Raw genomic sequence first — 26,951 nt, 5'->3', positions numbered from 1 at the left:
ACTCCGGTCACTGCTGATTGATTCAGGCTTTCAGCATCTGCCGGAGCTTCTTTTTTTCTTTTCTGCCAACAAGGATGTACAGGAAATCCCCCTTTTGTATCTCTGTTTCCCCGTCAGGCGTAATCAGCTTATCGTCCCTTACAATCGCGCTGATCAGTACAGAGTTTGGGAATTGGATATCCTGCAGCGACTTCCCGACGATGGATGTTTTATCATCGGTCTGAAATTCAATGATTTCGGCGTTGGCCCGGCCGATGGAAATCAGTTCAAGAGAATGCGTAGGGGTCTCTTTTTTCGGACCGGACAAATGCAGCTTTTTCGCTACATAGGAGAGTGTCGAGCCCTGAATCAAAGCAGAAGTCAGTACAATAAAGAATACGATATTAAAGATCATGCCGCCGTTTTCGATGTCCGCTACGATAGCAAAGGTGGCGAGTACGATCGGCACCGCTCCGCGCAGCCCTGCCCAGGAAAGAAATATTTTTTCTCTCCATGTGTATTTCATTCCCGCCAGTGACAGAAAAGAAGCCGCCGGCCTTGCCGCAAAAATAAGAACAGCCGACAAAAGCAGGCCCCCTCCCATAATTGTCGGGGAAAGAATCTGTTCAGGAAAGGCAAGAAGACCGAGTATAATAAACATGAGAATCTGTGCCATCCAGGCAAAGCCTTCGTTGAAACGGAAAATCGAATGGCGGTAGGTGAGCTCGGAATTGCCGATAATAAGCGCGGCAACATAAACAGCGAGAAAGCCGCTCGCCTGCGAAAGAGATGCGACACTGTAGGTAAGCAGAGCAAAAGAAAGCGCAAATATGGGATAAAGACCGCTGGAATCCAAATTGATCCGGTTTATGGAAGCAGACGCTATCTTCCCGAGAACCACCCCGACCAATAGGCCGATGCCCATCTGCCAGAAAAAAGATCCGATGAGGAGCCAGTAATTGGGCTGATCGACCATAATCAGTTCAATAAATATCAGTGTCAAAAAGACAGCCATCGGGTCGTTGGTGCCGGATTCGGCTTCCATGGTGGCTGCTATTTTTGTTTTTATGTTCCTTTCTTTCAACGAAGCAAACACCGCCGCCGCATCGGTAGATCCTACGATCGCTCCGAGCAGCAGGGATTCAATCCATGGCAGGTCTACGATGTATCTTGCCGCCACACCGACAATGAAAGATGTGATGATGACGCCGATTGTCGCCAGGCTCAACGAAGGCCAGATCACCGGCTTGATCACCGACCATTTCGTCTGGCTCCCGCCTTCAAAGAGAATGATGACAAGCGCGATAACACCTACCAGCTGAGCCTGCTCTGCGTTATCAAAGTAAATAATACCGAGACCGTCGCTTCCAATAATCATTCCGACAAGGATAAACAGAATCAACGAAGGCATCCCAAGGCGTGCGGAAAATTTCGTCACCGTTACTCCGACAATTAAAAGAAGAGCGGCCAGTAATACAAATGAATCTATGTCAAAACCACCGACAAACATACGTGATCTCCTCTCCAACGCACAAACGTGTTACTATAATAGTATCATATCTTTTCCAACTGTCTCACGCGAAAGGAGCTGTATGAATGGCTGATCTCTCTCACCTGAACGAACAGGAACGCGCCAGAATGGTCGATATATCAGAAAAAACAGACACCGTAAGAACCGCACGCGCGAGATCGGGAATTACTGTGTCAGAAGAAGCCTATACACAAATCGAAGAAGGTACGGGTGAAAAAGGAAACGTTCTTGCAACAGCACAGGTCGCCGGTATAACAGGGGCGAAAAAAACGTCGGACTGGATTCCGTTGTGCCATCCGCTGATGCTGAGCGGCGCCGATATTCAGTTTGAATGGGAGCAGCACGAGCCGGACACGTATTACTTATCCATCACGAGTGAAGTCAAAGTGAAAGGAAACACAGGAGTGGAAATGGAAGCACTCACCGCAGCCTCCGCAGCGGCTCTCACCGTCTATGATATGTGTAAATCGACCGGAAAAGACATGACAATCGGGCCGACGTATCTGCTTGATAAGACCGGCGGCAAAAGCGGAGATTATCACAGAGAATCATAAATCCCGGTATACACAAAAAGCCGGCGGCAGGATAAAATCCTGTTCCGCCGGCTTTTTTCGTCCGATTAAATAACCCCGTAGCCGATCAGTACAATGAGGATAAGCAGAATAACGAGTAATCCTGTCATACCGGCGCGGGCTTCTCCGCGTTTTTTGCCGGCTATCGTAATCTCCATCAAGGCAATCGCAATCAGCGCAAGCACCCCTTTGAAGATATAGAGAAGCGGAAAGCCTAAGGACAACAGCATTCCAATGCCTGAAATCAGCATAATCACGGCGAATAAACGCATAATCATAAGCGTTATTTTCTGTTTCGGTACGAAATAGCTGATGAAAAAGAAGATGACAAGCAGGAACCATGAGCCTTCGTGTGTCGCTTGCAACATATCAAACATATTATTTCTGTCTCCTTTGCAGGTAGTAACTCTCCCCCTAATATATAGGACAAGACAGGATACCGCAAGCCTTCAGGGCATTTGCAGCGGGTACTACGAAATTAATTTAAGACCGGCGGCGGCTGCGACAACCACGGCTATGCAGCTGATGCGGAAAGCGTCTTTTGGTTCCTGATACAACAGCATACCAAGAACAGCTCCTCCGGCTGCTCCGATTCCCGTCCACACCGCGTAGGCCGTTCCCATCGCCAGCGTCTCCATGGCCATGGAAAGCAGCACAAAACTCATCCCAAAGCTCCCCATCAGATAAAGGAGAGCCCTTATGTTTTTGTCCCGGTGGAGCTTATTGATCATCGTGACACCGGTCATTTCAAAAAGACCGGCCGCTGTAAGATATATCCACGCCATCCGTCATTTCTCCTTTTCCGTCCGGTCTTCCGCCAGTTTCAACCCAATAACCCCAAAGAGCAGGATCCCTATAAACAACAGTTTCAATCCATTCACCGGCTCTTGAAAGAACACCATGCCGCTGACGACGGTTCCGGCAGTTCCAAGTCCCGCAAAAACGGCATACACGGTTCCAACCGGCAGCTTCCTCCCCGCGGCGATCAAAAGATAAAAACTCACAACGATACATACCGCCGTCATACTCCACTGCTCTGCAGTTTCCGCGTGCTTGAGTCCAATCACCCAGCCGACTTCAAATATAGCTGCTATAAAAACCTTTATCCATTGAATATACATGACTTCTCCTCCAAAAGCCAGTTACAGCAGGGGACATCCAACATGGTGTCCCACTTTGCATTTTATACATTTTCACAAAATGTCCACTGCATACTGAGAATATATCCTAACGTACATTCCTCTTCTTCATCGCTGTTTCGAAAATGTCAAAGGCAGGATTTTGACATATTCTCCTTCTCCCGATTTTACCACAAGAAATTCAGGAGGGTCAGAAATAGATTTCCGGCGGTAGAGACGGCCTGTTTGTTTATCCGATACCATTCTGCCAAGCCTTAAAACGTTATGTTCCTTTGTATGGACTTCGGCTCTCGGGGAATCTTTTGTCATTCCTTCAACAAAAATATACATTTCTTCCGTATGATCATTCACCCACATATACCCTCTCAAATCAGAATGAGCGGAGGTCGCGGACGTATAGAAAGCTGTTTCAGGATTATGGATGAACGAAGGAGATGACACCGGGTCAGCCATTTGCTTTTCCGTATTTAAAAGCGGGAGTATAGTCAGGAGTATACTTAACACCACAGCAACGGATACACCTGTCCGGATTTTTTTCGACTCCCTCCTTCTTTTTTGATTCTGTTCAATAGTCTTCGCGAAAACCTGCCTTCTCGTTGCTTCGGAAGGCTTTTGAAAATCATTGACAGAAACGAGATCATACCATTCGTCGACACGACTTCTGCAGTCCGGGCAGTTGCTGAGATGTTCCTGAATACTTTTTGCTTCCTGATCTGATATTTCTCCGAGCACGTAAGCTGCCAGGTTTTGATTGTTTAAATGTTTACAAGTCATGCTTATCCCTGCTTTTTTTCTTTGAACCGTCATCGAACCATTGCTTTTGAAGAGATTGGATCCCCTGCCGCACCCATGACTTTACCGTACCTAAGGGCTTTTTCATCGAAGAAGCAAGCTGGGCGTGGGATTGATCATATAAATAGTTTCCAATCACGGCATTTTTCTGTTTTTCAGGCAGACGGGAAAGCATCCTTTTTGTCTTTTCCCATTCCAGCTTTTTTACTACCTCTTCCTCAATCTGCTCTGTGGATTCCACCTCAATATCTTCTTTGACCACCTCGGATCTCTTCCGAAGACGGTCCATACAGCGGGAACGAGCTTTTACCGCCACCCACGAACGCACCGATCCCCTCTCCGGATCAAATTGATGAGGATACCGGTAAATCTCAATGCAAACTTCCTGAACCAGATCCTCCGCGTCTTTCTCGTCTTTAAGCAGTTTCAGGGCAATCGTATATATTAAAGGAGAGTAAGCTTCATAAAAGCAGATAAAACGCTCTTCATTCTTATCTTTTTGTGTCAGAAATTCATCTGCTGCCTCTCTATCATATTTCACTTTTGAACTCCTTTTTCTATTATGGACTAACGTTTTGTCTTTAGTTTTATCAAAAATTAAGTATCCTGACAAAAGAAATTTTGTATAAACTTCATCCAATATATATATATATTCGTACCAAGTATAGATTTCAATTAAGGGAGGTATGAATCCTATGTACAAAAAATCATTCTTTTCCTTTGTTTTAGCTTTTATGTTCCTGATTACAACAAACCTGCAGACAGCCTATGCCGTTAATGGGTTTGAGTTATTCAGCCCCTATTCAGGCGTATCGGTAACCCCCGGAGAGACTGTTAATTATGACATAAAAGCAATCAACGATACCGGGGCTATTCAAAAGGCCGACCTTTCCGTTAATGGGCTTCCGCAAGGTTGGTCCTACAATCTTACTGCAGGGGGATTCCAGGTCGACAGCCTTAATGTACAGCCTGGCTCCCAGCAGTCGCTCGCCCTCGAACTTGAAATTCCGCTGGAAGTGGAGAAGGGCACATACGAGTTTGAAATACAAGCGGCAAATGCAAACGGCCCTGATGATACAATGAATCTCTCTGTTACCGTACAGGAACAAGGAATATACCAAACAGAGTTTACTAGCGCCCAGCCAAACCTTGAAGGAGATTCAGAAACGAAATTCCGCTATCAAGCAACATTAAGAAACCGTACCGCACAGGAACAGGTCTACGCAATGGAAGCTTCTGCTCCGGAAGGATGGACAGTTCAATATGAATCAGGCGGAGAAAGCGTATCGTCTGTTTCAGTGGCATCCAACCAAGAAAAAACCGTAACCGTCATTGCCACCCCTCCAAACCAGATAGAAGCCGGCAGTTATTCATTTGATGTCACAGCATCGGCAGGCGGCACATCTTCTTCTCAAACCTTTCAGGCTGATGTAACCGGTCAGTATGGGCTTGAATTATCCACACCGTCCGGCCAGTTGAACACCTCCTTAAATATCGGAGGCAGTCAGACCATGGAACTGATCGTAAAAAACACCGGAACTATACCTTTGAATGAACTTTCTTTATCCGCCCAGTCTCCTCCTGATTGGAATGTATCTTTTGAGCCGGCTTCCATACCGGTAATAGAACCCGGCAGCCAGCAAAGTGTGCAAGCCACTGTTAACGCCAGTGGTAATGCAATTACTGGAGACTATGTTTCTACGATTACCGCGGAGAGCGCCCAGGCAAGCGACAGCATTGACACTCGTATGTCTGTCCAAAAGACCAGTGTCTGGGGGTGGGTCAGTGTCGCCATCATTATTCTGGCAGCAGCAGGCATTTACTTCATCATCCGCCGGTACGGGAGGAGATAAACATGAGTGAACCGATTGTTCAAATCCAGCATTTGAATAAATCTTACGGCGATACAACGGCAGTTAAAGATTTAAATCTCGAAATTGAACGAGGTGAAATATTTGGATTGCTCGGTCCCAATGGAGCCGGTAAGTCAACCACTATTTTGTCGATGCTCGGTTTAACAGATATCGATTCCGGAAACGTCAAAGTCAACGGCTTCCATTCGCAGCGCCGGCCTATCCGCGTCAAGACAGTAACAGGATATTTACCGGATCAGGTTGGTTTTTATGAGGATATGACAGGTATGGAAAATTTAATGTTAACGGCCAGATTAAATCGTATTTCCGACCAGCAGGCACTGGAAGATGCAGAGAACCTTCTCCAGCTTGTGTATCTTCAATACGCCAAACACGACAAAGTCCGAACATTTTCAAGAGGAATGAAACAACGGCTGGGCCTTGCTGATATACTCATGAAACAGCCGGAAATCATCATAATGGACGAACCTACCCTTGGCATCGACCCAAAAGGTGTCCAGGAATTACTGACCTTGATAAAACAGCTCAGAGAAGAGAAACAGTTGACTGTAATACTGTCTTCCCATCATTTACAGCAGGTGCAGTCCATCTGCGACCGAGTCGGTCTATTTATGAACGGCTCTTTATTTGCCGTGGGTACAGTGGAGGAGTTAAGTGAAAAGTTGTTTGCGAATGAAGATGTTTCCTTTGATATTGTATTTGAAAATGCTTTGTCTCCCGCTGACAAAGAAGACCTAAAACAGCTGACAGAGGGGAAGGTGCAGTTTCTGACGGAGTCACACATCACCATTTTAAGTTCCTGCGAACACGATTTTATTCAGTGGTTGAATGACCGCCCTCTTCCGCTTCGTCAAATGGTGAAACAAGGCTATGAACTGCAGGATATATATGAAAGATATTTCACAGAGGGGGGAGAAACGACGTGAAGGATCTAATAAGAAAATGGCGGGAGGAAAACGCGTGGCATCCTTTCTCGGTGCTTGCAAAAAAGGAACTGGCCGACCATATTCGAAGTTTTCGGTTCATCGTGTTATTCGTTCTGGTCATGCTTATCTGTGTTGGATCGCTATATGTTGTTCTCTCCAACATCCGTGATGCTGCTGCGCAGGTGGATGCTGAAAACGCGAATCTGTTCCTGAAAATCTTCACACTATCCAACGGCAATCTGCCTCCCTATTTTGCACTGCTTGGACTGATTGGGCCGCTGGTAGGAATATCGCTGGGGTTTGATGCCATCAATGCTGAAATGAATAAGCGTACGTTAGGACGGATTCTAGCCCAGCCGATTCCAAGAGATGCAGTCATTAACGCCAAGTTCACCGCAGCAGCAGCCGCCATATCAATCATGATTTGTTCTCTCAGTTTCTTCATGATCGGTTTTGGAATCTGGTTCATCGGTATACCGCCGACGTTTGAAGAATTTCTTCGAATTCTGATATTCACCATAGTTACCATCATCTATATCGCATTCTGGATTAACTTGTCCATTATTTTCTCAACGTTATTTAAACAACCTGCGACATCAGCGTTGACCTGCATAGCGATATGGCTGTTTTTCTCTGTTTTCTACAATATCTTGCTAAGCTTTCTCGCCGGCCCCTCCAGCACCGGGGGCACCTCAGGATGGACGTATTATCTGAGTCAGCTATCTCCTAATCAAATTTACAGCAATGTGACATCCGTCCTGCTGACTCCAGGCATTCGTTCCGCCGGGCCGTTGTCCGTTTCCCAAGTCGCCGGTTCCGTCCCGTCACCTCTGCCGCTGCAGCAGAGTCTTCTCGTCATCTGGCCGCATTTAACAACGTTAATAGCCGGAACATTTATATGTTTCGGTATGGCTTACCTGCTCTTTATCCGCAAAGAAATCAGATCCTAAAAGAAGAGAGACAAAGAATAGAATCCGGGACAAAACCATTCAGAAATGATAAAAGAGTCTGGGACAAACCTTTATAAGATAGAAGCATGCCGGCCGATTTTTTCAAATTGGCCGGCATGCTTCGTTCTAAGATAAACCGCTGCGCCAAAATACTTTGCTTTCACTCCAGAGTACAAGGGCGACATCGATTCGCTGGGGCTCATCGTGTCTTCTTTGCCGCGGGCACGGCTCAAAAGGAGGAAGATCGGCTAAGAAAGAGGACCTTCTACTAAAACCGCGCACGTCCTGTGCCGGGCGTAGAAGTCACCACATCCTGCGGGGTCTCGAGACACGTGCTGTTCTGAGCAGGAGACGAAGCATTTTGGCTCCGCTATTATACGGCTCTTGAACAACGCCGCAAGATATTCGTGTCCTCTTCCGCCTATTTTTCTTTTGTCCCAGACTCTTTTTTTGTCCCACACCCTGTTTATTTTAAGCCGTTACCGGGCTGCTCGTTTTGTCAGCAGTGTTTATTGCTTTTCAGTAGATGTTGATGGAAAGGAAAACTCTGTTTTCCCGTTCACCATCACAAGGGAGGCATCGAAGTTCCTCTTTCCTTGGAATCCTTTTATCAAAGGAGTACGCCCTTTTTCACACAACGCACGGATATGGGCTTTCGTGATGGTTTTCCCGAGGATGGTTCGGTTGAACGTCTGCCTGCATCCATTGCTGTACTCCGTGCAGCCGTAGAACGTTTTCCGGAGTACGATACTTCCTTTTCCACAGGAAGGGCACTCCGCGATTGGGGCATTCTGCTGACGTTTTGCGCCGCCTTTTCCTTTCTTCGGTGCTGGAAGTCCTTCTTTTGGAATCTCCATGTTTTCCACTTCTTGCGCTGCCGTACTTACAAGTTTCGTCGTGAAAGCTGACGTGTTATCAATGAAAGTCTGCCTGTCAGCCTCCCCTTCCCCGATTCTGCGCAGAAACAGCTCCCATTTTGCCGTCATTTCAGGTTTGGACAGAAGGGATCCCTGTACTGCTTCGCAGAGAACCTCCCCCTTTTTTGTCACATGGACTATATTCTTCTCAACCTGGATGTACTCCTGGCGTATTAATGTTTTAATGATTCCGCTTCTCGTCGCTTCGGTGCCGAGGCCTTCCACTTCCTGCAGCGCGGCTTTGGCTTCCTCGTCTTCTTCCACCAGTCTCCCGCACGTTTTCATCATATTGATGAGATTTCCTTCCGTGTAGGGTTTCGGTGGTTTTGTCATCTCTTCATGAATCTGCACATGTGCGCCTGCTTCCATTCCCTGCTTCAGAGGAGGAAGTTCCGGCAGCTGTTGTTTGGAGAAGCTGCCCGCGGTGTCGAACAGGGTTTTCCAGCCTCTCTGCTTCTCGATTTTCCCTTTACTGAAAAACGCCAGGCCCTTCACATCAGTTGTAACTGTCGTTTCTTCATAAACATAATCCCGATGAAAAACAGCGAGCACGCTTTTTATGATTTCCTCGTACAGGTTTTTCTGTTCACGGGTCAGCTTCTGCAGTACCGCTTCTGAAGGAACTTTTTTTGTCGGAATAATCGCATGATGCTCTTTCACTTTGCTGTCATCGACATATCGCTTTAACGCCCGGGGTTCCTGCGTTTCAAAATCATCTCCGGTCACCCGCTGCCATCCGGAGATATTTTGTTTGACGTAGCTGTATTCACTGTTTGTAATATGACGGGTATCGGTTCTTGGGTATGTCACGAGTTTCAGCGGTTCGTCATACAGGCTCTGCACAATTTCAAGTGTGCGGGACGGACTGTATTTGTACTTTTTGTTCGCGAGCGTCTGCAGGCTCGACAAGGAGTGAAGCATCGGAGGTTTCTCCCGCTTTTCTTTAACTTCCACAGCTCGGATCCGCCCGGTTTCGCTATCCTGAATACCATGCCTGTGGAGCAGATCTGCCGCAGCTTCTCTTGATGAGCAGGTTTCTTTCAACTTCCCTTCATACGCTCCCGTCTGCGTCTGGAACTTAGCCTTGATTTCAAAATAAGGTTCCGGTACGAATTGTTCAATCTCTTTCTGGCGGTCATAAATCAGTTTGAGCGTCGGTGTCTGCACTCTGCCGACACTGAACACATGTTGCAGTCCTTTCTTCTGAAGCAGCAGGGTGTACAGCCGGCTCGCGTTCATTCCGACAACCCAGTCCGAAATCTGACGGGCCTGGGCTTCCTGGTACAATGGATGAAAAGCTTCCCCGTCCTGCAGCCGTTCAAACCCTTTTCGTACCTCTTCTTTTTCCAGGCTGTTGATCCAGAGCCGCCGCTGCGGCTTGTCGGATACACCGGCTTCGTGAATAATGCTTTGGGCGATGTTTTCCCCTTCGCGGTCGCAGTCGGTGGCGACGATGATGAAGTCAGCCTGCTTGAGCAGCCGGCGCACAATCTGGAACTGTTTTTTCGTCTTCCGGGACGGACGGAACTCATAGGTGCCCGGCAGCATCGGCAGCTGCTGGAGATTCCATCGTTTCCACGATGCTTCATATTCCGCCGGGCTTTTCAGTTCAATGAGATGGCCGACTCCCCATGTCAGGACGGCCCCTTCCGGAAAAACGGAACAGGCGGGAATTGTCATGTATCCTTCCTTTTTCTGCCCTTTTGGGAATGCGGCGGCATATGCTTTGGCCTGACTTGGCTTTTCTGCCAGAATAACCGGCATCATGTATGCTCCTTCCTGGATGTTATCGAATGTATGTTCTTTCAGTATATAGGATTTCACTGTTTTTCGAAATGCTTTCTCTTATCGGCGGGAGAAAAAAATGATAGACTTTTAGAGGAATTCTCATAGATGGAGGTCTTAGCTGTGAGTCAGTTAAAACAAGCAGGATACGAATATTACCATTTCAAAGATAAAATAAATTATCCAAGCATCGACGATGATCTGGCTGCGCTGCAGCATGCGTTTGACCACCTCCCCACTGATGAATACGCTCCGCACCTGAACCGGTACCGCCGTTACGGGCGGGCGCTGGTGATGCCGGGCACTCATGACGTCACCTGGCTTCCGGAAACCTGGATCGATGGACATGCGTATTATGAATATTTTCAGGGAAGCTTTAATCCGGAGTATATGGGGGAATACCGGCGTTTTCCGGCTCTTTGGCCGTCTTCCATGGAAAACAGACTGCTCCGGGAAATGATTGTTCAGGATTTCAGGGAAACGTTCTGGACGAGGGAAGATGCGCTGATGCCTTTTCACGCCGGCGTGCATTTTGTAAAACTGAAGGTGGAGAACCCTGGAGATGTGGCGGTGTCTTCACCGAATACACTCCATCAGGACGGGGAGCCGTTTACGTTTGCCCACCTGATCCGGCGAAAGAACATAAGCGGCGGGTTAAATGCAGTTTCTGTGCCCCGGCACCGCGGAAAAATGCCGGCGGATATCCCGCAGGATGATATCAAGCAGTCCTTTTACCTGGATGAGCCGCTTGAGTCCTACAGCGTGTATGATCCACTTGTCACGCATTATGTCGGGGATGTTACCAAGGGAGAAACGGAAGGTTCCGGGGAACGGTGCGCTGTCCTGATTGATTACCAGCCGACAGTTATCGCCGATCCTGATCAGATCAGAAGTACAAGGGGCCCTGCGGATACGATGATTCACGTATAGAGAAGGTTGTTTCAGCCATCAGGTGTCTTTTGTCTTTGTTAATTCACCGAAGTCAGGGAAATAAGTTCATAGAAAAGCGTTGTCCGCCCCGAACTCCATTCTACTTTTGTGATGACCGCCGTTCCAAACGGTGGTCTTTTTTCTTCGGTTTGTATAGCAACGACCGAATCGAGCGGGTACAGATGGTATCCATCTTTCACGAGACGGAATGTTCTCTCTCCAAGGCGTTCCGCGTGGTTGTGCGTAATGATTTCTCCATTCATTTCTATCGAAAATCCCATCACCTATTCCACCTTTCCTTACACCTTGAAGATAGATTTCGACACCAATCGGATAATTCCTTCCACCTTCTGAGGTATTTAAAATAAAAAAGAGTACTGCACTACTTTGCAGCACTCTTTTCTTTCTGTATTTCGACATCATTTCCCGGGAAATATATGACGTAACAGAGTTATCTATTACTCCTATTCTATCACTTACAAAACCTTACACGGCATCCCTTCAGTCGTGAAAACGCGCTCTCGATCCTCTGGGCCCGAATTTATTTCCAGTCGAAAAAACCGATAGAAGGATGGAAGAAAAAACGAGAATAATCCCGGCACTCTGCCATCGTGTCAATTCATCGCCGAAAACAAAAACCCCGGCGGCGATACCGACAACCGGCTCAATCGTTGCAAGAACAGCAGCGTGACTGGATTCAATATATTTTAAACCGGCCGTATAGAGTACGTAAGCCAAAATAGTGGATACGACAACGCTGCCCCCGGCGTATACCCAGACCATAGGCTCCAGAAAAGGCGTCAGATTCTTTTCAATCCCGCTGACCGGCAGAAGAAACAAACCGCCGCACATCATCGAATAAGCTGTAATGGTAACGGAATGGTATTTGCGGCTGACGGATTTTCCGATGATACTATACAGTCCGCAAAAAAAACCGGACGCCAGCCCAAACATAACGACTGCAGGAGACAGAGTCATTGATCCAAGCGGAAAAAAGCCGGCGACAAGACCGCACCCAGCCGTTGTCAGCAGAACAGCTCCGACCTTATTCAAGGTGAAAATCTCCTGGAATACAAACCTCGAAATCACCGCCACAAAAACAGGGCTCGTATATAACAGGACGACCGCCACAGACAAGGAGGCCTGATCCATTACCGTGAAATAGAACCAGTTAAATAAAGCAATACTGATAATACCCAGTCCGATGAAATATGGGATATCGCGGAAATGTATTTTTAAAAGATACGGGCGGAACATCCCGATTATGCTGAACATAATGACCATCGACAGCGTCATTCGTATCGTTACAACATGAAGGGGGGAAAAACCATACGTATACAAATTCTGAACAAACAGTCCGGTCAGCCCCCAGAAAGATGCTCCGAGCATAGTAATGCCATAAGCTGCAACAGGTTTCATCGTCTCACCTTCTCTGCTTTTCAAGAATATAGATGCCGCATTCATCAAATACGACTCCATCTTCTCACCTGCAGGTCAAAAATACGACAGGAATACGATATTATATTAAAATAGTTTTGATGTTTATTGACCTTTGATTTCACCAATCTTATATCTTGCCAAAAACAGAAGATACTGCTACGTTAAGCATTGCGCCCATTATCCTGACATCCGGAGGCTCTATTTATGTACCACGCCGTTACGCTGCTTGAAAAAATCAAACTGTTCGTTATTATTCTATGGCCGATTCTCGTTACCGAGTTAAGTTATTTCGGCATGAACCTTATTGATACGATTATGTCCGGTCAGGCCGGGACAAACGACCTGGCCGGCGTTTCGATCGGCGCCAGTTTGTGGCTGCCTGTCTTCACCGGCGTGAACGGGGTACTGCTCTCTCTCACGCCGATGATCGGGCAGCTGCTTGGAAACAATGATCGCCGCAGCATCACCGATATTGTGACACAGGGTTTCTACGTTGCCGTCCTCTTCGGCCTGCTGATTCTCGGAAGCGGATGGCTTTTCCTGGATTCTGTGCTGTCGGTTATGTCGCTCGACCCTGCCGTACACCATATTGCCAAACATTATCTGATTGGACTGTCTTTTGGCGTCATTCCTTTTTTTCTTTCGATGGTCGTACGGAACTTTTTTGATGCGCAAGGATACCCGCGCATTACGATGACAATTATGCTGGCGGTTCTCCCGCTTAATTTTCTATTTAACTATTGTTTGATATTCGGGAAATTCGGTGCACCGGAGATGGGAGGCATCGGGGCAGGATATGCGACCGCTTTGTCGTACGGCATTGTACTTATTTTAAGTGCTGTGATGACATTCCGGGTGGATATTATGAAGCCGTACCGGATTTTCAGGCAATGGACGGCTCCTTCATGGAACGCCTGGAAAAAACAGCTGCGTATCGGTATACCACTCGGCTTGTCGCTGTTCTTTGAGGCCAGTATTTTTTCTGCGGTGACGCTTTTCATGGGGGCGATGTTTGATACGGTGACGATTGCTGCCCACCAGGCGGCATTCAGTTTCACTTCCATTATTTTTATGATTCCGTTAAGCATTTCTCTCGCTTTGACTATTGTCACAGCGTTTGAAGTCGGGGCACGGAGGCTTGATCATGCCAGACAGTACAGCCGGATCGGTGTCGGGGCGGCCGTCTGCATTATTTCTGTTTCTTCCTGTCTGATTTATGTGTTCCGTCACGATATCGGCTGGATTTATACGAATAACCCGGAAGTTGTGGCGCTTGCGGGACAGTTTCTCGTGTTCGCTATCTTTTATCAGTTCTCCGACGCCGCCCAGTCGACGCTGCAGGGTGTGCTGCAGGGGTATAAAGATGTGACGGTTCCTTTTTTCACATCGTTTGTTTCGTACTGGCTTCTGGGCCTGCCGGCAGGTTACGTGCTTGCCGCTCATACAGCACTCGGCCCTTTCGGCTGGTGGATTGGGATTACAGTAGGATTAACATCCGCCGCGGCCGGATTTTTCATACGTCTTCGAATCGTTCAGCGCCGTCATGCCGCTTCTCTTGATGTTCAACGAGCGGCAGATGATACGTTATCGTAAGAAAACGGAAGCGGCCGATTGTCATCGTATGATCGGCTTTCAGCTGATTCTCTTTTGTCTGATGCATGTGAAATGTCTCCTGCAGCGGCGTTTTCCACGTCCAGCGCCCGATCGTGACATATATTCCCTCATCTCCGCGGAGATCCGGCTGTTTACGGCTCGTAAGAACAAGCGCACCGTCTTCTTTGTGTTCCGGCCGGAGAATACCTGTCATCACACCGGCGGGAAGAGGCAGGGCAATATTGAAATAGGTAACCTCCTCTTTCCTGTGACAGCCGTACACAGCTGTAAATACCGGGCGCCCTGTATCTGCAAGGCTCCGTATCCAGACACGCGGGGCCGCGTGCCCGTCCTCTGATTTTTCCATTTTATATACATTTCCATTGATTTCTCTTTTTCCTGAAGCCGGAATGTTAAGCTGTTTTATTTTCCCGGTAAAAAAAGAAGAAACACGGTACATGAAAGAAAAACGCCACTGAATGTCTGCTTTCATACGGTACTGTTTGGTATGGGTATGAAAGGCGGACACCAGAGGATCAAGCTTCTCTGGATGAAACCTTTCCCCTGCATACAGATCCCACGACGAAATCAAGCCGTCTGTCTCTTTAAGCGGCTGATTCTGTTCCATTTTTTCTGCAATGCGGGCTTTTCCCCGGATTCCGCTGATGGGAAACGAGGCATATACCGCCCGTGGATCAGGCGATACGACAGCCCATCCGATTAACGCTATGGTAGAAAAAGCAAATGCATTCCAGGCCCCATGCCACGGGATCATTTCTGCAATGCCGATTATTTGATAACCAATCGCGCGTCCGGTGCTGTAAAGAATCGACAGGGTCATCGTCCCAAGCAGCACTAGAGAAGAGACTGTTATCGTTATCTTGGACAAAAGCGGCATGAAGAACGATTCTTTCATACTCCACGCCGCAAACCAGTAAAGAAATACAACATAGATGCCGACGAGAACGGCTTCAAGCGGCGGGCCCTGATCGACGGCCACGGCTGTGAGAACCGGGCCTGAAAGGACACCGGCAGTCAGCACCCTGTACGAAAAACGGCTGCCGGAAGCATGGTAACGGAAATGGTACCGGCCAAGTGCCCCGGTTAACACCGGCAGCAGAAAAGCCGCATAATGAAAGTGAACCGCTGTTAAGTCCACAATCACATCGGTATATGGAAGCCACGAAGCAGATCCAGCCCGCGACAATACAAACCATACTCCACCGACAACACTGTACACAAGCCCTGCATCAACAGCCGTTTCCTCTAAAGGAGCCATTCCTCTTGCCATCCACCTGATCAAACCTTTCCAGGCGGTGTACCCGGTAAACAGAAACCACACAGCAGCGAGCAATGCGGCACTTACTTCTGTATCCAGCATCATGGACAGAGCTCCACTCCAGGCCGCAGCAAACCAGCAGACATCTGCCCGTCCCGGAAAGGATACAGCAGAAAGAATAAGCACAGCCGGTACAATCAGAAAGAACGCGGCGGCAAGGGCGGTTTCTATCAGCCCCGGCTGCGCGAAGGCAGCCCAGAGGATAAAACTGAAAACACCAGGAAGCAGCGTTCTCCTTTTAGTCATGGCTCGACTGCTCCACCGGTATTTTCTTTTTCATCGAAACGACGTCAAATGACGGCCATTCCGGTCTGTCGACAGTAAATGTATCGTAAATATGATACCCAAGCCGTTCGTACCGTCTCACATTGTGAGGGGTGGACGCCCGCACCTTACAGAATACGATCTCTTTTTCAAGCTGCAGCGCTTTGCTCTCCACCCAGCGGATTAATGCCGCTGCGATACCGTTTCCCCGTTCTTCCGGAAGAACCGACAACCGGAAAAAATACAAGGCGCCGTCTTCTTCTCTGACTCTCACGATACCAACGGGTCTGTTTTCAATCGAACATACTGCCGCCGTCTCTTCTCCGCCTGCGATAGATGCCTGAATCGATTCTGTCGTTTCCTGCATTGCCCCCGACGGGACAGGGTCGTTATTATATTCAGCAAAGGCCCGCTGCATCACATATTTTACCGTTTCCGCATCTATTGCGTGTACTTCTTCTATTTTCATGATTTTTTCCACCAATTCTTGTGATCTTTTATCATTTCCATCCTATCATTACGTTTGTGAATTTCAATCACAAACCCATTGTACACGAAAAAAAGAAGAGTGGCAGAAACATATGTTCATGCTGCTGCCACCCCGCGAAATTTCCATTAATCATTGTCTTCTCTGCTCTCTTCCTGTTCTTTTGGCTGATCCTGGATGTGGAAAGCCCGTACTTTCCTGTCGGCTTCTTCGCTCATTTCCTGCAGCTGTTCCGCCGTTTCTGCCACTCCCTGGAGTGCCTGCACCTGTTCATCGGTCGATGCGCTGATTTCTTCACTCGCCGACGCTGTCTGCTGAATGCTTGCATTGATGTTGTCGAGTCTTTCCGTGATATTATCTTTTTTCTCGTTCATGTTTCCTGCATCGCCGGAGATAGCGTTCATGGCCTCTGCCATTTCTCTTGCCACACCCGTCAACCGTTCAAATATCTCTCTTGTCTGGGAAACAGCTTCCCGCTGATAATGATTGGAGCTTTGGACGTCTTCCATCGACGTCACAGCTTCCTGCGATTCCTGTTTAACCGATGCTATCCGTTCTTTGATCCGTCCTGTCATGTCCGTTGTCTGTTCCGACAATTTCCGGACCTCTCCGGCGACTACCGCAAATCCTTTGCCGTGTTCGCCGGCTCTGGCTGCCTCAATGCTTGCATTTAAAGCAAGCAGGTTGGTCTGTTCAGAAATTTCTTCGATGCTTCGCACCACGGATTCAATACTCTGGACATGTTCAGACAGCTCCTGCACGGTTGAACCGGCTTTATCCGTCTGTTCAGCGGCAGATTCCGAAGCGTTCTGCAAGGTTTCCATCTGCTTGAGACCGTCCTTGTGGTCTGCTTCCTGCTTTTCGCTCAGTTCCCTGACCGATTCCACCCGGTTCGTAATCTTTTCGATGGAAGATGCGAGTTCTCCGGAAGCCTGATTGGTTTCTTCCGTCTGCTCGGACATCGTTGTAGCGGTCGCGGCGACATCCTGAACCGCTTTGTTAATGTCCTGGCTGGAAGCCGTTGTTTCTTCGGAGGTGGCACTCATCTGCTCCGATGACTCGCGCAGGGTGAATACCGTATTCCGCATGGAGGTGAGCAAATCGTTCATGTCACCGATCATTTTGTTGAACTCCCGGCCAAGCACTCCGATTTCGTCGTTGGAGTCAATGGATGTGTTGACGGTAAGATCTCCTTCACTCACTCGTCCCATCTTGTCTTTCAATGTGTTCAAATGCCGGGTCAAACGTCCTGAAAACAGGAAGATTACAATCGATCCCAGCAATGCCACCACCACTGTGTAAATGATTAACTGGGTCAAAAGCTGGTTCAGCGGCGCGTACAGTTCCATTTCCGGCACCGCAAGCGATAATGTCCACCCCGTCGTCGGGAGGGTCTGCTGATAGACAAGGTGTTCTTCGCCATTGTATTCGAGTCTTTGTATCTCTTCCACTTCGGTGGAATACGCTTCCCCGAATTCTTCTTCATCGCTGACACCGGCCGACATCACTTTGTCCCGATTCGGGTGTGCAATGTACTGACCGTTTTCATCGGTTAAAAAAGCAAAGCCGGAACCATTCATGCCGGCGGAACCGATGTGATCCTGCAGGGTGCTCAAATCGATGTCCGATGTTACGACACCTATTGTTTCCCCGGACTCATTCTGAAACGGCACCGACGTCGTGAGCATCGTAATACCGGTTTCGCCGTCCTTATACGGCGCCGTCCAAACCGCTTCTCCATCGGAGTTCATCCCTGCTTTATACCATTCGTAGCTTGGATAATCATAGTCGGGTTCTTCGTACATTTCGGTATACACCGCTTCTCCGTCTTCTTTATACACATACGGACCGAAATACTCAGTATTTTCATTGTAGGCATAAGGCTCAAACCAAACGCCGGCCCCCAGTGTCTGCTCGTTGTTCCAGATCATATTCTCAAGAATGTCCGCTATTTCTTCTTTTTCAAGCGATGTCCCCTGACTGCTCAAAAGGGATGATAAACTATCGCCGATTCGTTGATGAGCGACAAACCCTTTTTCTGTCGTCTGTGCCAGTTCCGCCGTACTGGCGGTCATATTCTCCTCCAGCGCATTTTCAAGGTCATCTTTGGCGGTGAAATAGGATACGGCTGAAACAGCTGCTCCTGATATCAACACCAACGGAATGAAAATAGCAAGCATCTTCTTGCGCAGCGTCATGTTCCCCTTCACTTCAATCCCCCACTTTTCATTAATACATAAGTCTTAATTAACGCAAATCTCATTCTATCTAAAAACAAAAAATAAGCAAATAGTCTTATCCTACGGCTGTAGAAAATGACAACGCTTCACTCCGCTATTTATGCAGTTTAAAATATTTTTAACTTTTTTTATAAATTGGAATACTTATAGAAACAATACATCTTTATCTAAGACTGAATTTATAGATCTATAATCCCTGCTTTTTTCATATGTCAAAAAATCATTTCTCCATCCGGGTGACACCATCATTTCTTTTGTTTCTTTGATACAATAGAAAAAGTAAAGTTATGTAAAGCGGTGAAAAAGATGCTTGAAGATACAGGAGAACGTATAATTCCAAAAGAAATGAATCCGGAAAACGGGATGCTGCTGGAACACTTGGCACGGTATATGTTTGCTCTTCCCTACGTATATGGGCGTGTCCTTGATATAGCAGCCGGAAGCGGCTACGGCGCGCAGATGACGGCCAAAAAACAGAAACACAGCATTACGGAAGTTATCGGTGTAGATGTTGATCCGGAAACCATCCGGTACGCCAGGCGTCACTATCATCATCCGCTTCTCACGTTCAAGGAGGCAGATGCGCTGGACCCGGACATTACAGATAAACTCGGCACGTTTGATACCATTCTCTCCTTTGAAACGATGGAACACGTGCCGGATGACCAGGCTTTTTTTCAAAACCTCTTGAAGCTGCTGCGCCCCGGGGGAACGTTGATATTATCGACACCTTTCGGCCAGGGACGCGGCAGGCCGGCCAATTCGATTTTTCATTACCATCAGGTCACGGAAGAGGAATTCAAGGAGCTGTTTCGTGATTACCCTGCCACGTCCTTTTATTATCAGCGCGGGGTGACGATTGAGCCGAAACGTGCGGAGCGTCACTATCCCATTGGTGTGGCAGTCTGCCGCAAAGAGGAGGGAAGCGCGCCTTCGGTATTAACCGTATCGATCCAACATGGAACAGAGGGACCGGTTTACATTGTCCATGATGCGGCAAACGGAGAACATATGGTGAGCCGGGAACGGTTTTATCACATCCTTCAGAATTGGGACACGCAGGGGGACGCAAAGGGTTAAATGGAAATCGGGCGTTACATGCGGCTTCTGCCGAGTGACGTGTTCTTCTGCTTTGCTTTAGAATGAAGATGTAATCCATCGAAGGAGGAATGACGGGATGGAAATGTTGGAACAGCAGACTATGAACGAACGGCTGAATGTACTTAAGCGGCACGTCCAGCCTTTCAGGGAAAGAGCGGCCAGGCATGACGAAGAGGCCTCTTTCCCCGTGGAAAATATAGAAACCCTGAAAAATATCGGATATACGGCTCTAACCGTTCCCGGTCGGTACGGAGGAAAAGAAATTTCCCTCCTGGAACTGGTAAAAGCGCAGGAAATCATCGGAAAAGCGGACGGATCGACAGCGCTCTCCATCGGCTGGCACATGGGAATCGTCCAGAACCTTGGCGAACAAAAGAGCTGGCCGGAAGACGTGTATGCTTCCTTCTGCCGGGAAGTGCTTGAAGACGGTGCGCTCCTGAACAATACCGCAACCGAACCGGCCACCGGCAGTCCAACCAGAGGCGGAAAGCCGGAAACCACCGCAGTCCACGAAAACGGGCAGTGGAAGATAAGCGGCCGGAAAACCTTTGCGACGATGGCACCGGTGCTCGATTACTTTGTTGTCAGCGCCACCCTCGAAAAGGACGAAAGCGTCGCAAACTTTCTGATTCCAGGAAACAGCTCCAGCCTGTCCATTGAGGAGACGTGGGACTCCATTGCCATGCGCGGCACCGGCAGTCACGACCTCGTGCTTGACCGGGTGCAGGTACCTGATAATCATCTTGTCACCTACTTGACGCCCGGAGATAAACCGGCGGCCGGCTGGCTCCTGCATATTCCGGCATGCTACTCGGGCATTGCCGAAGCAGCGAAAGACTACGCCGTGTCCTTTGCCAAAGAATATTCGCCGAACAGTATCGATGGTACGATTTCGGACCTGCCGAACGTGCGCCAGAAAATCGGAGAAATGGAACTGCTCTCTAAACAGAACAGGCACTTTCTCTACAGTGTAGCTTCCACATGGGATGAATCCTCTTACGCCGAGCGGCAGCAGATGAAACCGGAACTTGGCGCCGTGAAATACAGCGTCGTGAATCAAGCAGTGAACATTGTCGACACCGCCATGCGGATTGCCGGCGCCCGGAGTCTGTCTCAGCAGAATCCACTGCAGCGGTACTACCGCGATGTCCGCGCCGGCCTTCACAACCCTCCGATGGATGACATGACCATTATGCAGCTCGCCTCCGAACTCATTAATAAAGAGGAAACCTGATTTCAAGCGGGTTTCCTCTTTTTTATAAAAGCTTCCAGATCATAATCACCCCGGCCAGAGCCAGTCCCTGAAAAAAAGTGACAACAATGTCTCTTGCAATGGACGATGCGTTCCAGAAAACATTCACAACACGCGCGATCAAAAATCCGCACACAAATATCACAGCTGCCACGGCGGCAAACGTATACATTTTCTGTCCCTCCCGAAGCTGCGCCGATTTTAACGTATATTTCCTCTTCCTTCTTTCATTTTACAGAAAAATAATGGATTTGTTCAGCCGTATTTGTGGAAAGATAACGATAACACGGATTTTCAGCACACAAGGAGGCGCAGCCATGACAAATCCACGTTACCAGCAGACAAACGGGCAGCCGGCGCAGACTCAGCCGTCCCAGCCCGGCATTGAATCACAGATGAACCCTCTCCCGGTCCAGCCGAAAGAATACGTCGGAGTCGGGAAACTCTCCGGCAGAACCGCTCTTATCACAGGAGGCGACAGTGGTATCGGACGGGCGGTGGCTATGGTCTATGCGAAGGAAGGCGCTAACGTGTCCATCGTCTATTACAATGAACACAGCGATGCCAAAGAAACGAAACAGCTCGTTGAAGCAGAAGGTGTACAGTGTCTCTTGATTGCAGGAGATATCAAAGACGAAGCATTCTGCAAAGACATCATTCAGCAGACAGTCGACACGCTCGGGGGGCTTGATATCGTCGTAAACAATGCTGCCGTGCAGTATGTACGCCAGGATATATCCGAGATATCGACCGAACAGCTGGAGGAAACGTTTCAAACCAACTTTTTCTCCTATTTTCATGTTACAAAAGCAGCTATTCCGTTTCTGAAAGAAGGCAGTTCCATTATTAATACAACATCCATTAACGCCTACCGCGGGCATCCGCAGCTGATTGATTACTCCGCCGCCAAAGGCGCCATTGTTTCTTTCACAAGGAGTCTTGCCCAGCCGCTGTCCAATTTGGGTATCCGCATTAATATGGTCGCTCCCGGACCGGTCTGGACGCCTCTCATTCCATCGACCTTCCCGGCCGAGCAGGTCGCGCAGTTCGGGACGAACAGCCCGATGGGACGTCCGGGACAGCCGTCGGAGCACGCGGGCATTTATGTTTTTCTTGCCTCCGAAGAATCCTCCTATATGACCGGGCAGGCTGTTCATATTAACGGCGGGGAGTTTGTTTCCTCTTGATCATAAAAACAGACAGACGGGGTGTGCCGCAGCACATCCCGTTTTACCCTTTTTTGCCGGGAGGGTTATTTGTCGTTAAAACGACGCCGCTGATTACTACAAGCGCACCGAGAAACTGAACAAGCGTCACAGTCTCGCCGAGCAAAAAGAATGCTCCTGCCATAACGAATACCGGCAGCAGGTTTAAAAACACAGAAGCCCGGGACGGACCGACTTCCTCCACCCCTTTATTCCACAAGACAAGAGCGATGAGAGAAGGAAAGATACCGAGATATAAGAGCCCTGCAATGCGCCCCGCCTGAAAGATATCCGGGAACCCGCCGGCACTCCATTCCAAAAAAGCAATCGGAAGCAGCACGATATTGGCAATCGCGAGCATCACAACAAGACTGCCGTACACCGGAAACTTCATCATATGGATTTTAACGAGAATGGAATAGATCGTCCACGCTGCCACCGCCGCCAGCATGATCACATCTCCCGTATTAAACCCGAGACCGCGGATGATCTCCCATGACCCTTCCGTAATCACCCAGAAAGCCCCGGCCAGAGACAGCCCCGCACCGATCCACTGTTTCCCGTCCAGCCTCTCGCGCAAAAAGATCATACTGCAAAGAATGGTGAACACGGGTATGGATGCTTCCATAATCGCCACATTGGTGGAACTGGTGAACTGAAGGGAAGCATAGATAAAAGAATTGAAAAACGTCACCCCGGTCAATGCCAGAAACAATACTGCTTTCCATTCTGAGAGAAACGTCCCGCTGTACTCTTTCACTTCCTTCCACCCCAGCGGCAGAATGACAACAAACGCAATAAGCACCCGGAAAAAAGCAATCGTAAATGGCGGCAGGTCGTTCATGGCTTTGCCTGCAATAATATTGCCGGAGAAAATGACAGCTGTAAGAAATAATAAAAAATATGCTTTCATAAACAAAACAGCCTTTCCTGATAACCTCCTTCATTGTACTTGTTTTTTTTCGTCATTATAAGTCTGCGGGTAAACTATTCCTACTTTATGCCGAAATAAGTAGTAACAGGTTTGTGTTAAATGTTTACATAAGGGGACGGATATAACGATGAAATTCGGACTGCCATTTTCAAAAAAAGAACAGGCCGCGGCTGCTGCACCGGACATTCAGGACTACCAGCTGAACCTCAGCGGTCATGAAGATCTGCAGAAACAGGCGGACTTAATCTCACTGACTGAAAAGGACCTTCGCATCATTGAATCACTGGAGCCCATCGTGAACGATCACATCTCAGAAATCACGGATGAATTCTATGATGCAGTGACCGCCCAGCCAGGTCTTCTTTCCATTATAAAGGAACACAGCAGTGTCGAACGGCTTAAGAGAACATTCAACCAGCATATCAAAGAAATGTTCTCCGGACGCATCGATGATGATTTTCTGGACAAACGCCGCCGGATCGCTTATGCGCACGTGCAGGTCGGGCTGCAGACGAAGTGGTATATGGGAGCTTTTGAGAAATTATATGTTTCTCTCCTCGATGCGTTTGAACAACAAATCGAAAACCGCACGGATATGTTCGAGGCTGTCAAGGCCGTAAGTAAGCTCGTCAGCATGGAACAGCAGATTGTGCTCGATGAATATGAAAAAGAATTTTGGCGGATGAGCGAAAAACACGCCGAAACAGAACGGGAGCTCTCCCGGCATGTACGTTCGACAGCCGACGAACTGGCCGGCCTGTCCGGACGTACCAGCGATGCCGTCAAAAAGCTGAACGAACAGGCTTCAGATGCGATGGGAATGGCAAAGGAAGGAAGAAGACTGGCCGTTGAGTCCCAGCAGCGTTCTGACACCGGGAAAGAACAGCTGCAGTCGCTTCATGCCGATATGAATAATGTGAGCAGCAGTGTCACCAACATTTCCGGACATGTGGAAAAATTAAACGGCATTTCCGCGCAGATGAATGAAGTGATTGAACTCGTTGATAAAGTATCCGAACAGACGAATCTCCTTGCCCTGAACGCTTCCATTGAAGCCACCCGCGCCGGCGAACACGGAAAAGGATTCTCTGTTGTGGCCGGTGAAATACGTAAACTTTCATCCCAGACCAAGTCATCGACCTCACGAATCGCGGAATTAATTGAAAATACGAAAGAACAAAGTGCAAAAGTAACAAGTGCGGTGGACAGTATCGTTGAACTTGTGGACAGAGGAGTGGACAGCCTCTCCACGACAGACGAGCATTTTAATGAGATTCAGCACGCCATGCATCAGACAAAAGATCAAAACGATAATATAGAAAAAGAGCTTGAGAAATTAACAGCTTCCGTGAAAGATATTGACAACGCATCGAGTGAAGCTGCTTCGGCCTCCAGTCATTTGAAAGAATCGACGCAGCATTTCACCAACGTGTAAAGATTATTTCCATCATATGCCCCGCGTCCAGGCATATGATTTGTTTTTTTATCAGTTTAGATATAAACTGATAAGGGAATCAGATACTCAGAAGGAGGGAATGATGATGACCGATAAAGAAACATCTTCTCTGCCTTCACGGCATGAAGAACGACTGGGTCTTCTGCTGTGGTTCCGGCTGTCCCGGTTTTATAACCAAAGTCTCCGCCGCTCCAACGCCCATCTGAAAGAATGGGGTGTAACGATAACACAGTTCGACGTGCTCGTCCAAATCGGCACGCATGAGCCATTAACCCAGAATGAGCTCGCGGAAAAACTTTTCGTTACAAAAGGCAATATGACGCAGGTTCTCGGGCGGATGGAAGAACTCGGCTGGGTTCACCGGGACCAGGAATGGAGAAAAAAAGTACTGACATTAACAGGTTCGGGATGGGAACTGTTCAACCTCATTGTCACGCGCCAGGAACAGTTTCAGGCCTCCCAGTTTCAGGGATTGAACAAAGAAGAACAAAAACAGCTGCTTGATCTTCTACGCAAGCTGCAGCAGTACAATGAACATATGGAGGGATAACAAATGACTCTCAAAGGCATCCACCATCTGTCGGCTATTACCGCCGACGCCAAAGGTAATCTTGATTTTTACACAAATATTCTCGGCATGCGTCTCGTGAAAAAAACCGTCAATCAGGATGATACGTCCGTTTATCATTTATTCTACGGGGATGAGCGCGGCAACCCGGGCACAGAATTAACGTTTTTCGAGATTCCGATGGCCGCACCGAACAAACCAGGGGCGAGCAGTATTTCCGCTACTTCCCTGCGCGTTCCAAACGATGAAGCCCTGCAGTTCTGGAAACAGCGTCTGGATGAAAAAGGCGTGTCTCATGAAGAAATCAAGGAACGCGGCGGGCGGAATACGATGGCCTTTCATGATTTTGAAGGACAGCGTCTCATCTTCGTATCGGATGAACACAACGACGGTGTACCCGGCGGAACTCCGTGGGAACGCGCGCCGATCCCGCAGGAGCACGGCATCACCGGACTCGGGCCGATTAAATTGACCGTCCGCAAAGCCGAGCCTACGTCCCATGTTCTGACTGAAGTAATGGGCTTTTGCCGCAAGAGCAGCTATCCTTCTCCGGAATCCGATAACCCGGACATTGTCGTTTATGAAACCGGAGAGGGCGGCAGCGGTGCCGAAATTCACGTGGAAGAACGGCCGGATCTTCCATTTGAACGGCAGGGCCGCGGCGGGGTCCACCACGTCGCCTTCCGCGCCGCCGACATGGATGAACTGAATCAATGGATTGAGCATATCAGCAGCGTTGGCCTGCCGAACTCCGGCTTCGTGGAACGATATTACTTCCGCTCCCTCTATTTCCGCGAGCCAAACGGCATCCTGTTTGAGATCGCCACCGACGGTCCCGGTTTTGACGGCGACGAGGACCTGGAGCACCTCGGCGAATCCCTCGCGCTGCCACCGTATCTCGAACCACAGCGCGAGGAAATCGAAGCCAAATTAAACCCGCTCGATTATAAACCGGGCGTATAAGGAGGATTCTGTCATGAAGCATATTTTTCGGGAAGGAAAACCAGATGCCCCCGTTCTGCTGCTTCTGCACGGCACCGGGGGCACGGAAGAAGATCTGCTTGAAGTCGCCAAATTGATTGACGAAGACGCATCGGTACTCAGCGTGCGCGGCAATGTCTCTGAAAACGGCATGCCCCGCTTTTTCCGCCGGCTTGCCGAAGGTGTTTTTGACGAAGAGGATCTGATCCACCGCACCAAAGAACTGTATGATTTCATCGACGAAAGTGCGGAGCAGTACGGCTTTGACCGAAGCAATGTCATCGCCGTCGGGTACTCAAACGGCGCCAACATCGCCGCCAGCCTCATGTTCCATTATGCAGGGGCGCTGAAGGGCGCGCTTCTCCACCACCCGATGGTACCGCGCAAAGGAGTGGAGCTTCCTTCCCTGAACGAGCAGCACGTCTTCATCGGCGCAGGGGCCAACGACCCTATCTGTCCGGCCGAAGAAACCGAAGAACTCTCACGCCTGCTCGAACAGGCAGGTGCCCACGTCCACATTCAGTGGGAACACAACGGCCACCAGCTTACCATCGACGAAGTCCAAGGCGCCGCCGCTTATTACGAACAACATTTGAAATAAAGAATGACGAAGGAGCTGCGTGACAGGGACGCAGCTCTTTTATTATCCAGTAGAAAACAGAAAGGTGCAGTGCAGCCCCCATGATTACGTTTAGA

At 48.7% G+C, this 26,951-nt stretch carries 28 protein-coding genes; 13 read left to right on the top strand and 15 right to left on the bottom strand.

Features of this window, described 5'->3' with window-relative positions; genetic code table 11:
* Positions 1-22: 22 nt before the first annotated feature.
* Positions 23-1,489 (bottom strand): potassium/proton antiporter, encoded by a 1,467-nt coding sequence (locus BM124_RS10750; protein WP_093337474.1) that lies wholly within the window; start codon positions 1,487-1,489, stop codon positions 23-25.
* 86 nt (positions 1,490-1,575) lie between these two features.
* On the opposite strand from BM124_RS10750, the gene moaC reads away from it, so the two are divergent.
* Entirely contained in the window at positions 1,576-2,064 is a 489-nt protein-coding gene (moaC, locus tag BM124_RS10745) for a cyclic pyranopterin monophosphate synthase MoaC (RefSeq protein ID WP_093337472.1), read from the top strand.
* Between the two features lie 65 nt (positions 2,065-2,129).
* Here moaC and BM124_RS10740 read toward each other — a convergent pair whose 3' ends face one another.
* The 5 genes from BM124_RS10740 to BM124_RS10720 all read right to left on the bottom strand — a co-directional run bounded on the left by BM124_RS10740 (position 2,130) and on the right by BM124_RS10720 (position 4,554).
* Complete coding sequence (locus tag BM124_RS10740; protein WP_093337470.1) at positions 2,130-2,459, bottom strand: DUF1516 family protein; 330 nt, start codon at positions 2,457-2,459, stop codon at positions 2,130-2,132.
* A gap of 93 nt (positions 2,460-2,552) precedes the next feature.
* A complete protein-coding gene (locus tag BM124_RS10735; RefSeq protein ID WP_093337469.1) occupies positions 2,553-2,867 on the bottom strand; it encodes a DMT family transporter in 315 nt (104 codons plus the stop codon).
* 3 nt (positions 2,868-2,870) lie between these two features.
* Positions 2,871-3,203 (bottom strand): DMT family transporter, encoded by a 333-nt coding sequence (locus BM124_RS10730; RefSeq protein WP_093337467.1) that lies wholly within the window; start codon positions 3,201-3,203, stop codon positions 2,871-2,873.
* 126 nt (positions 3,204-3,329) lie between these two features.
* Positions 3,330-3,995 carry an anti-sigma factor family protein gene (locus BM124_RS10725; RefSeq protein ID WP_170841103.1) on the bottom strand — a complete coding sequence of 222 codons (666 nt, stop codon included), beginning with the start codon at positions 3,993-3,995 and terminating at the stop codon, positions 3,330-3,332.
* Positions 3,985-4,554, bottom strand: coding sequence for an RNA polymerase sigma factor (locus tag BM124_RS10720; RefSeq protein ID WP_170841102.1), 570 nt, complete (start codon positions 4,552-4,554; stop codon positions 3,985-3,987). The genes BM124_RS10725 and BM124_RS10720 overlap by 11 nt, the downstream gene beginning before the upstream one ends.
* Before the next feature lie 193 nt (positions 4,555-4,747).
* On the opposite strand from BM124_RS10720, the gene BM124_RS10715 reads away from it, so the two are divergent.
* Genes BM124_RS10715 through BM124_RS10705 form a run of 3 tightly spaced genes read left to right on the top strand, consistent with a single transcriptional unit; the run spans position 4,748 to position 7,763 of the window.
* The gene (locus BM124_RS10715; RefSeq protein WP_170841101.1) at positions 4,748-5,866 is read left to right on the top strand and encodes a COG1470 family protein; all 1,119 of its coding nucleotides are present in this window, start codon (positions 4,748-4,750) and stop codon (positions 5,864-5,866) included.
* A gap of 2 nt (positions 5,867-5,868) precedes the next feature.
* The gene (locus tag BM124_RS10710; protein WP_093337461.1) at positions 5,869-6,813 is read left to right on the top strand and encodes an ABC transporter ATP-binding protein; all 945 of its coding nucleotides are present in this window, start codon (positions 5,869-5,871) and stop codon (positions 6,811-6,813) included.
* Positions 6,810-7,763 (top strand): ABC transporter permease, encoded by a 954-nt coding sequence (locus BM124_RS10705; protein WP_212634959.1) that lies wholly within the window; start codon positions 6,810-6,812, stop codon positions 7,761-7,763. The genes BM124_RS10710 and BM124_RS10705 overlap by 4 nt, the downstream gene beginning before the upstream one ends.
* 71 nt (positions 7,764-7,834) lie before the next feature.
* Here BM124_RS10705 and BM124_RS18970 read toward each other — a convergent pair whose 3' ends face one another.
* Both BM124_RS18970 and BM124_RS10700 read right to left on the bottom strand, forming a co-directional pair.
* The gene (locus tag BM124_RS18970) at positions 7,835-7,996 is read right to left on the bottom strand and encodes a hypothetical protein (protein ID WP_170841100.1); all 162 of its coding nucleotides are present in this window, start codon (positions 7,994-7,996) and stop codon (positions 7,835-7,837) included.
* A gap of 276 nt (positions 7,997-8,272) precedes the next feature.
* Complete coding sequence (locus BM124_RS10700) at positions 8,273-10,447, bottom strand: type IA DNA topoisomerase (RefSeq protein WP_093337522.1); 2,175 nt, start codon at positions 10,445-10,447, stop codon at positions 8,273-8,275.
* A 141-nt stretch (positions 10,448-10,588) separates the two neighbouring features.
* Between BM124_RS10700 and BM124_RS10695 the strand changes: the two genes are divergently transcribed.
* Positions 10,589-11,395, top strand: coding sequence for a 2OG-Fe dioxygenase family protein (locus BM124_RS10695; protein WP_093337459.1), 807 nt, complete (start codon positions 10,589-10,591; stop codon positions 11,393-11,395).
* Between the two features lie 38 nt (positions 11,396-11,433).
* Here the strand turns inward: BM124_RS10695 and BM124_RS10690 are convergent, their stop codons facing one another.
* Both BM124_RS10690 and BM124_RS10685 read right to left on the bottom strand, forming a co-directional pair.
* On the bottom strand, positions 11,434-11,676 hold the full coding sequence (locus tag BM124_RS10690; protein WP_093337458.1) for a DUF2584 family protein: 243 nt from the start codon (positions 11,674-11,676) through the stop codon (positions 11,434-11,436).
* A gap of 220 nt (positions 11,677-11,896) precedes the next feature.
* Positions 11,897-12,814, bottom strand: a complete 918-nt coding sequence (locus tag BM124_RS10685) for an EamA family transporter (RefSeq protein WP_093337521.1) — start codon at positions 12,812-12,814, stop codon at positions 11,897-11,899.
* A gap of 225 nt (positions 12,815-13,039) precedes the next feature.
* Between BM124_RS10685 and BM124_RS10680 the strand changes: the two genes are divergently transcribed.
* Complete coding sequence (locus BM124_RS10680; protein WP_093337456.1) at positions 13,040-14,428, top strand: MATE family efflux transporter; 1,389 nt, start codon at positions 13,040-13,042, stop codon at positions 14,426-14,428.
* Here BM124_RS10680 and BM124_RS10675 read toward each other — a convergent pair.
* From BM124_RS10675 to BM124_RS10665, 3 genes are all read right to left on the bottom strand, one after another.
* Positions 14,349-16,013: a YndJ family protein gene (locus BM124_RS10675; protein WP_093337454.1), complete on the bottom strand. Its 1,665-nt coding sequence runs from the start codon at positions 16,011-16,013 to the stop codon at positions 14,349-14,351. The two genes, BM124_RS10680 and BM124_RS10675, sit on opposite strands and share 80 nt — an antisense overlap.
* Positions 16,006-16,500 (bottom strand): GNAT family N-acetyltransferase, encoded by a 495-nt coding sequence (locus tag BM124_RS10670; protein WP_093337453.1) that lies wholly within the window; start codon positions 16,498-16,500, stop codon positions 16,006-16,008. Before BM124_RS10670 ends, BM124_RS10675 begins: the two co-directional genes overlap by 8 nt.
* 146 nt (positions 16,501-16,646) lie before the next feature.
* Positions 16,647-18,728 carry a methyl-accepting chemotaxis protein gene (locus BM124_RS10665; protein WP_093337451.1) on the bottom strand — a complete coding sequence of 694 codons (2,082 nt, stop codon included), beginning with the start codon at positions 18,726-18,728 and terminating at the stop codon, positions 16,647-16,649.
* Positions 18,729-19,064: 336 nt separating this feature from the next.
* Here BM124_RS10665 and BM124_RS10660 point away from each other — a divergent pair, with 336 nt between their 5' ends.
* Positions 19,065-19,838, top strand: coding sequence for a class I SAM-dependent methyltransferase (locus tag BM124_RS10660; protein WP_093337450.1), 774 nt, complete (start codon positions 19,065-19,067; stop codon positions 19,836-19,838).
* Positions 19,839-19,935: 97 nt separating this feature from the next.
* Complete coding sequence (locus BM124_RS10655) at positions 19,936-21,093, top strand: acyl-CoA dehydrogenase family protein (RefSeq protein WP_093337448.1); 1,158 nt, start codon at positions 19,936-19,938, stop codon at positions 21,091-21,093.
* Between the two features lie 22 nt (positions 21,094-21,115).
* On the opposite strand, the gene BM124_RS18965 is transcribed toward BM124_RS10655, so the two are convergent.
* Complete coding sequence (locus tag BM124_RS18965) at positions 21,116-21,283, bottom strand: hypothetical protein (protein WP_170841099.1); 168 nt, start codon at positions 21,281-21,283, stop codon at positions 21,116-21,118.
* 145 nt (positions 21,284-21,428) lie between these two features.
* Between BM124_RS18965 and BM124_RS10650 the strand changes: the two genes are divergently transcribed.
* The gene (locus tag BM124_RS10650; protein ID WP_093337447.1) at positions 21,429-22,298 is read left to right on the top strand and encodes an SDR family oxidoreductase; all 870 of its coding nucleotides are present in this window, start codon (positions 21,429-21,431) and stop codon (positions 22,296-22,298) included.
* A 43-nt stretch (positions 22,299-22,341) separates the two neighbouring features.
* On the opposite strand, the gene BM124_RS10645 is transcribed toward BM124_RS10650, so the two are convergent.
* Positions 22,342-23,229, bottom strand: a complete 888-nt coding sequence (locus BM124_RS10645) for a DMT family transporter (protein ID WP_093337445.1) — start codon at positions 23,227-23,229, stop codon at positions 22,342-22,344.
* A gap of 148 nt (positions 23,230-23,377) precedes the next feature.
* Between BM124_RS10645 and BM124_RS10640 the strand changes: the two genes are divergently transcribed.
* The 4 genes from BM124_RS10640 to BM124_RS10625 all read left to right on the top strand — a co-directional run bounded on the left by BM124_RS10640 (position 23,378) and on the right by BM124_RS10625 (position 26,856).
* Positions 23,378-24,685, top strand: a complete 1,308-nt coding sequence (locus BM124_RS10640; RefSeq protein WP_093337444.1) for a globin-coupled sensor protein — start codon at positions 23,378-23,380, stop codon at positions 24,683-24,685.
* Positions 24,686-24,791: 106 nt separating this feature from the next.
* The gene (locus BM124_RS10635; protein WP_093337442.1) at positions 24,792-25,256 is read left to right on the top strand and encodes a MarR family winged helix-turn-helix transcriptional regulator; all 465 of its coding nucleotides are present in this window, start codon (positions 24,792-24,794) and stop codon (positions 25,254-25,256) included.
* 3 nt (positions 25,257-25,259) lie between these two features.
* Positions 25,260-26,237 carry a ring-cleaving dioxygenase gene (locus BM124_RS10630; RefSeq protein ID WP_093337441.1) on the top strand — a complete coding sequence of 326 codons (978 nt, stop codon included), beginning with the start codon at positions 25,260-25,262 and terminating at the stop codon, positions 26,235-26,237.
* 13 nt (positions 26,238-26,250) lie between these two features.
* Positions 26,251-26,856 carry an alpha/beta hydrolase gene (locus tag BM124_RS10625; RefSeq protein ID WP_093337439.1) on the top strand — a complete coding sequence of 202 codons (606 nt, stop codon included), beginning with the start codon at positions 26,251-26,253 and terminating at the stop codon, positions 26,854-26,856.
* The last annotated feature ends 95 nt before the right edge of the window (positions 26,857-26,951 follow it).

Origin of the sequence: Salibacterium halotolerans (genome assembly GCF_900115625.1) — a bacterium.
GTDB classification, from domain to species: domain Bacteria; phylum Bacillota; class Bacilli; order Bacillales; family Marinococcaceae; genus Salibacterium; species Salibacterium halotolerans.
This window is presented reverse-complemented; position numbering and strand designations above follow the sequence as displayed.

Excerpts from the sequence above, each read along its gene's own strand:
- BM124_RS10750 (WP_093337474.1), bottom strand. The coding sequence starts at position 1,489 with ATGTTTGTCGGTGGTTTTGACATAGATTCATTTGTATTACTGGCCGCT.
- moaC (WP_093337472.1), top strand. The coding sequence starts at position 1,576 with ATGGCTGATCTCTCTCACCTGAACGAACAGGAACGCGCCAGAATGGTC.
- BM124_RS10740 (WP_093337470.1), bottom strand. The coding sequence starts at position 2,459 with ATGTTTGATATGTTGCAAGCGACACACGAAGGCTCATGGTTCCTGCTT.
- BM124_RS10735 (WP_093337469.1), bottom strand. The coding sequence starts at position 2,867 with ATGGCGTGGATATATCTTACAGCGGCCGGTCTTTTTGAAATGACCGGT.
- BM124_RS10730 (WP_093337467.1), bottom strand. The coding sequence starts at position 3,203 with ATGTATATTCAATGGATAAAGGTTTTTATAGCAGCTATATTTGAAGTC.
- BM124_RS10725 (WP_170841103.1), bottom strand. The coding sequence starts at position 3,995 with ATGACTTGTAAACATTTAAACAATCAAAACCTGGCAGCTTACGTGCTC.
- BM124_RS10715 (WP_170841101.1), top strand. The coding sequence starts at position 4,748 with ATGTTCCTGATTACAACAAACCTGCAGACAGCCTATGCCGTTAATGGG.
- BM124_RS10710 (WP_093337461.1), top strand. The coding sequence starts at position 5,869 with ATGAGTGAACCGATTGTTCAAATCCAGCATTTGAATAAATCTTACGGC.
- BM124_RS10700 (WP_093337522.1), bottom strand. The coding sequence starts at position 10,447 with ATGATGCCGGTTATTCTGGCAGAAAAGCCAAGTCAGGCCAAAGCATAT.
- BM124_RS10690 (WP_093337458.1), bottom strand. The coding sequence starts at position 11,676 with ATGGGATTTTCGATAGAAATGAATGGAGAAATCATTACGCACAACCAC.
- BM124_RS10685 (WP_093337521.1), bottom strand. The coding sequence starts at position 12,814 with ATGAAACCTGTTGCAGCTTATGGCATTACTATGCTCGGAGCATCTTTC.
- BM124_RS10680 (WP_093337456.1), top strand. The coding sequence starts at position 13,040 with ATGTACCACGCCGTTACGCTGCTTGAAAAAATCAAACTGTTCGTTATT.
- BM124_RS10675 (WP_093337454.1), bottom strand. The coding sequence starts at position 16,013 with ATGACTAAAAGGAGAACGCTGCTTCCTGGTGTTTTCAGTTTTATCCTC.
- BM124_RS10670 (WP_093337453.1), bottom strand. The coding sequence starts at position 16,500 with ATGAAAATAGAAGAAGTACACGCAATAGATGCGGAAACGGTAAAATAT.
- BM124_RS10660 (WP_093337450.1), top strand. The coding sequence starts at position 19,065 with ATGCTTGAAGATACAGGAGAACGTATAATTCCAAAAGAAATGAATCCG.
- BM124_RS10655 (WP_093337448.1), top strand. The coding sequence starts at position 19,936 with ATGGAAATGTTGGAACAGCAGACTATGAACGAACGGCTGAATGTACTT.
- BM124_RS18965 (WP_170841099.1), bottom strand. The coding sequence starts at position 21,283 with ATGTATACGTTTGCCGCCGTGGCAGCTGTGATATTTGTGTGCGGATTT.
- BM124_RS10650 (WP_093337447.1), top strand. The coding sequence starts at position 21,429 with ATGACAAATCCACGTTACCAGCAGACAAACGGGCAGCCGGCGCAGACT.
- BM124_RS10645 (WP_093337445.1), bottom strand. The coding sequence starts at position 23,229 with ATGAAAGCATATTTTTTATTATTTCTTACAGCTGTCATTTTCTCCGGC.
- BM124_RS10640 (WP_093337444.1), top strand. The coding sequence starts at position 23,378 with ATGAAATTCGGACTGCCATTTTCAAAAAAAGAACAGGCCGCGGCTGCT.
- BM124_RS10635 (WP_093337442.1), top strand. The coding sequence starts at position 24,792 with ATGACCGATAAAGAAACATCTTCTCTGCCTTCACGGCATGAAGAACGA.
- BM124_RS10630 (WP_093337441.1), top strand. The coding sequence starts at position 25,260 with ATGACTCTCAAAGGCATCCACCATCTGTCGGCTATTACCGCCGACGCC.
- BM124_RS10625 (WP_093337439.1), top strand. The coding sequence starts at position 26,251 with ATGAAGCATATTTTTCGGGAAGGAAAACCAGATGCCCCCGTTCTGCTG.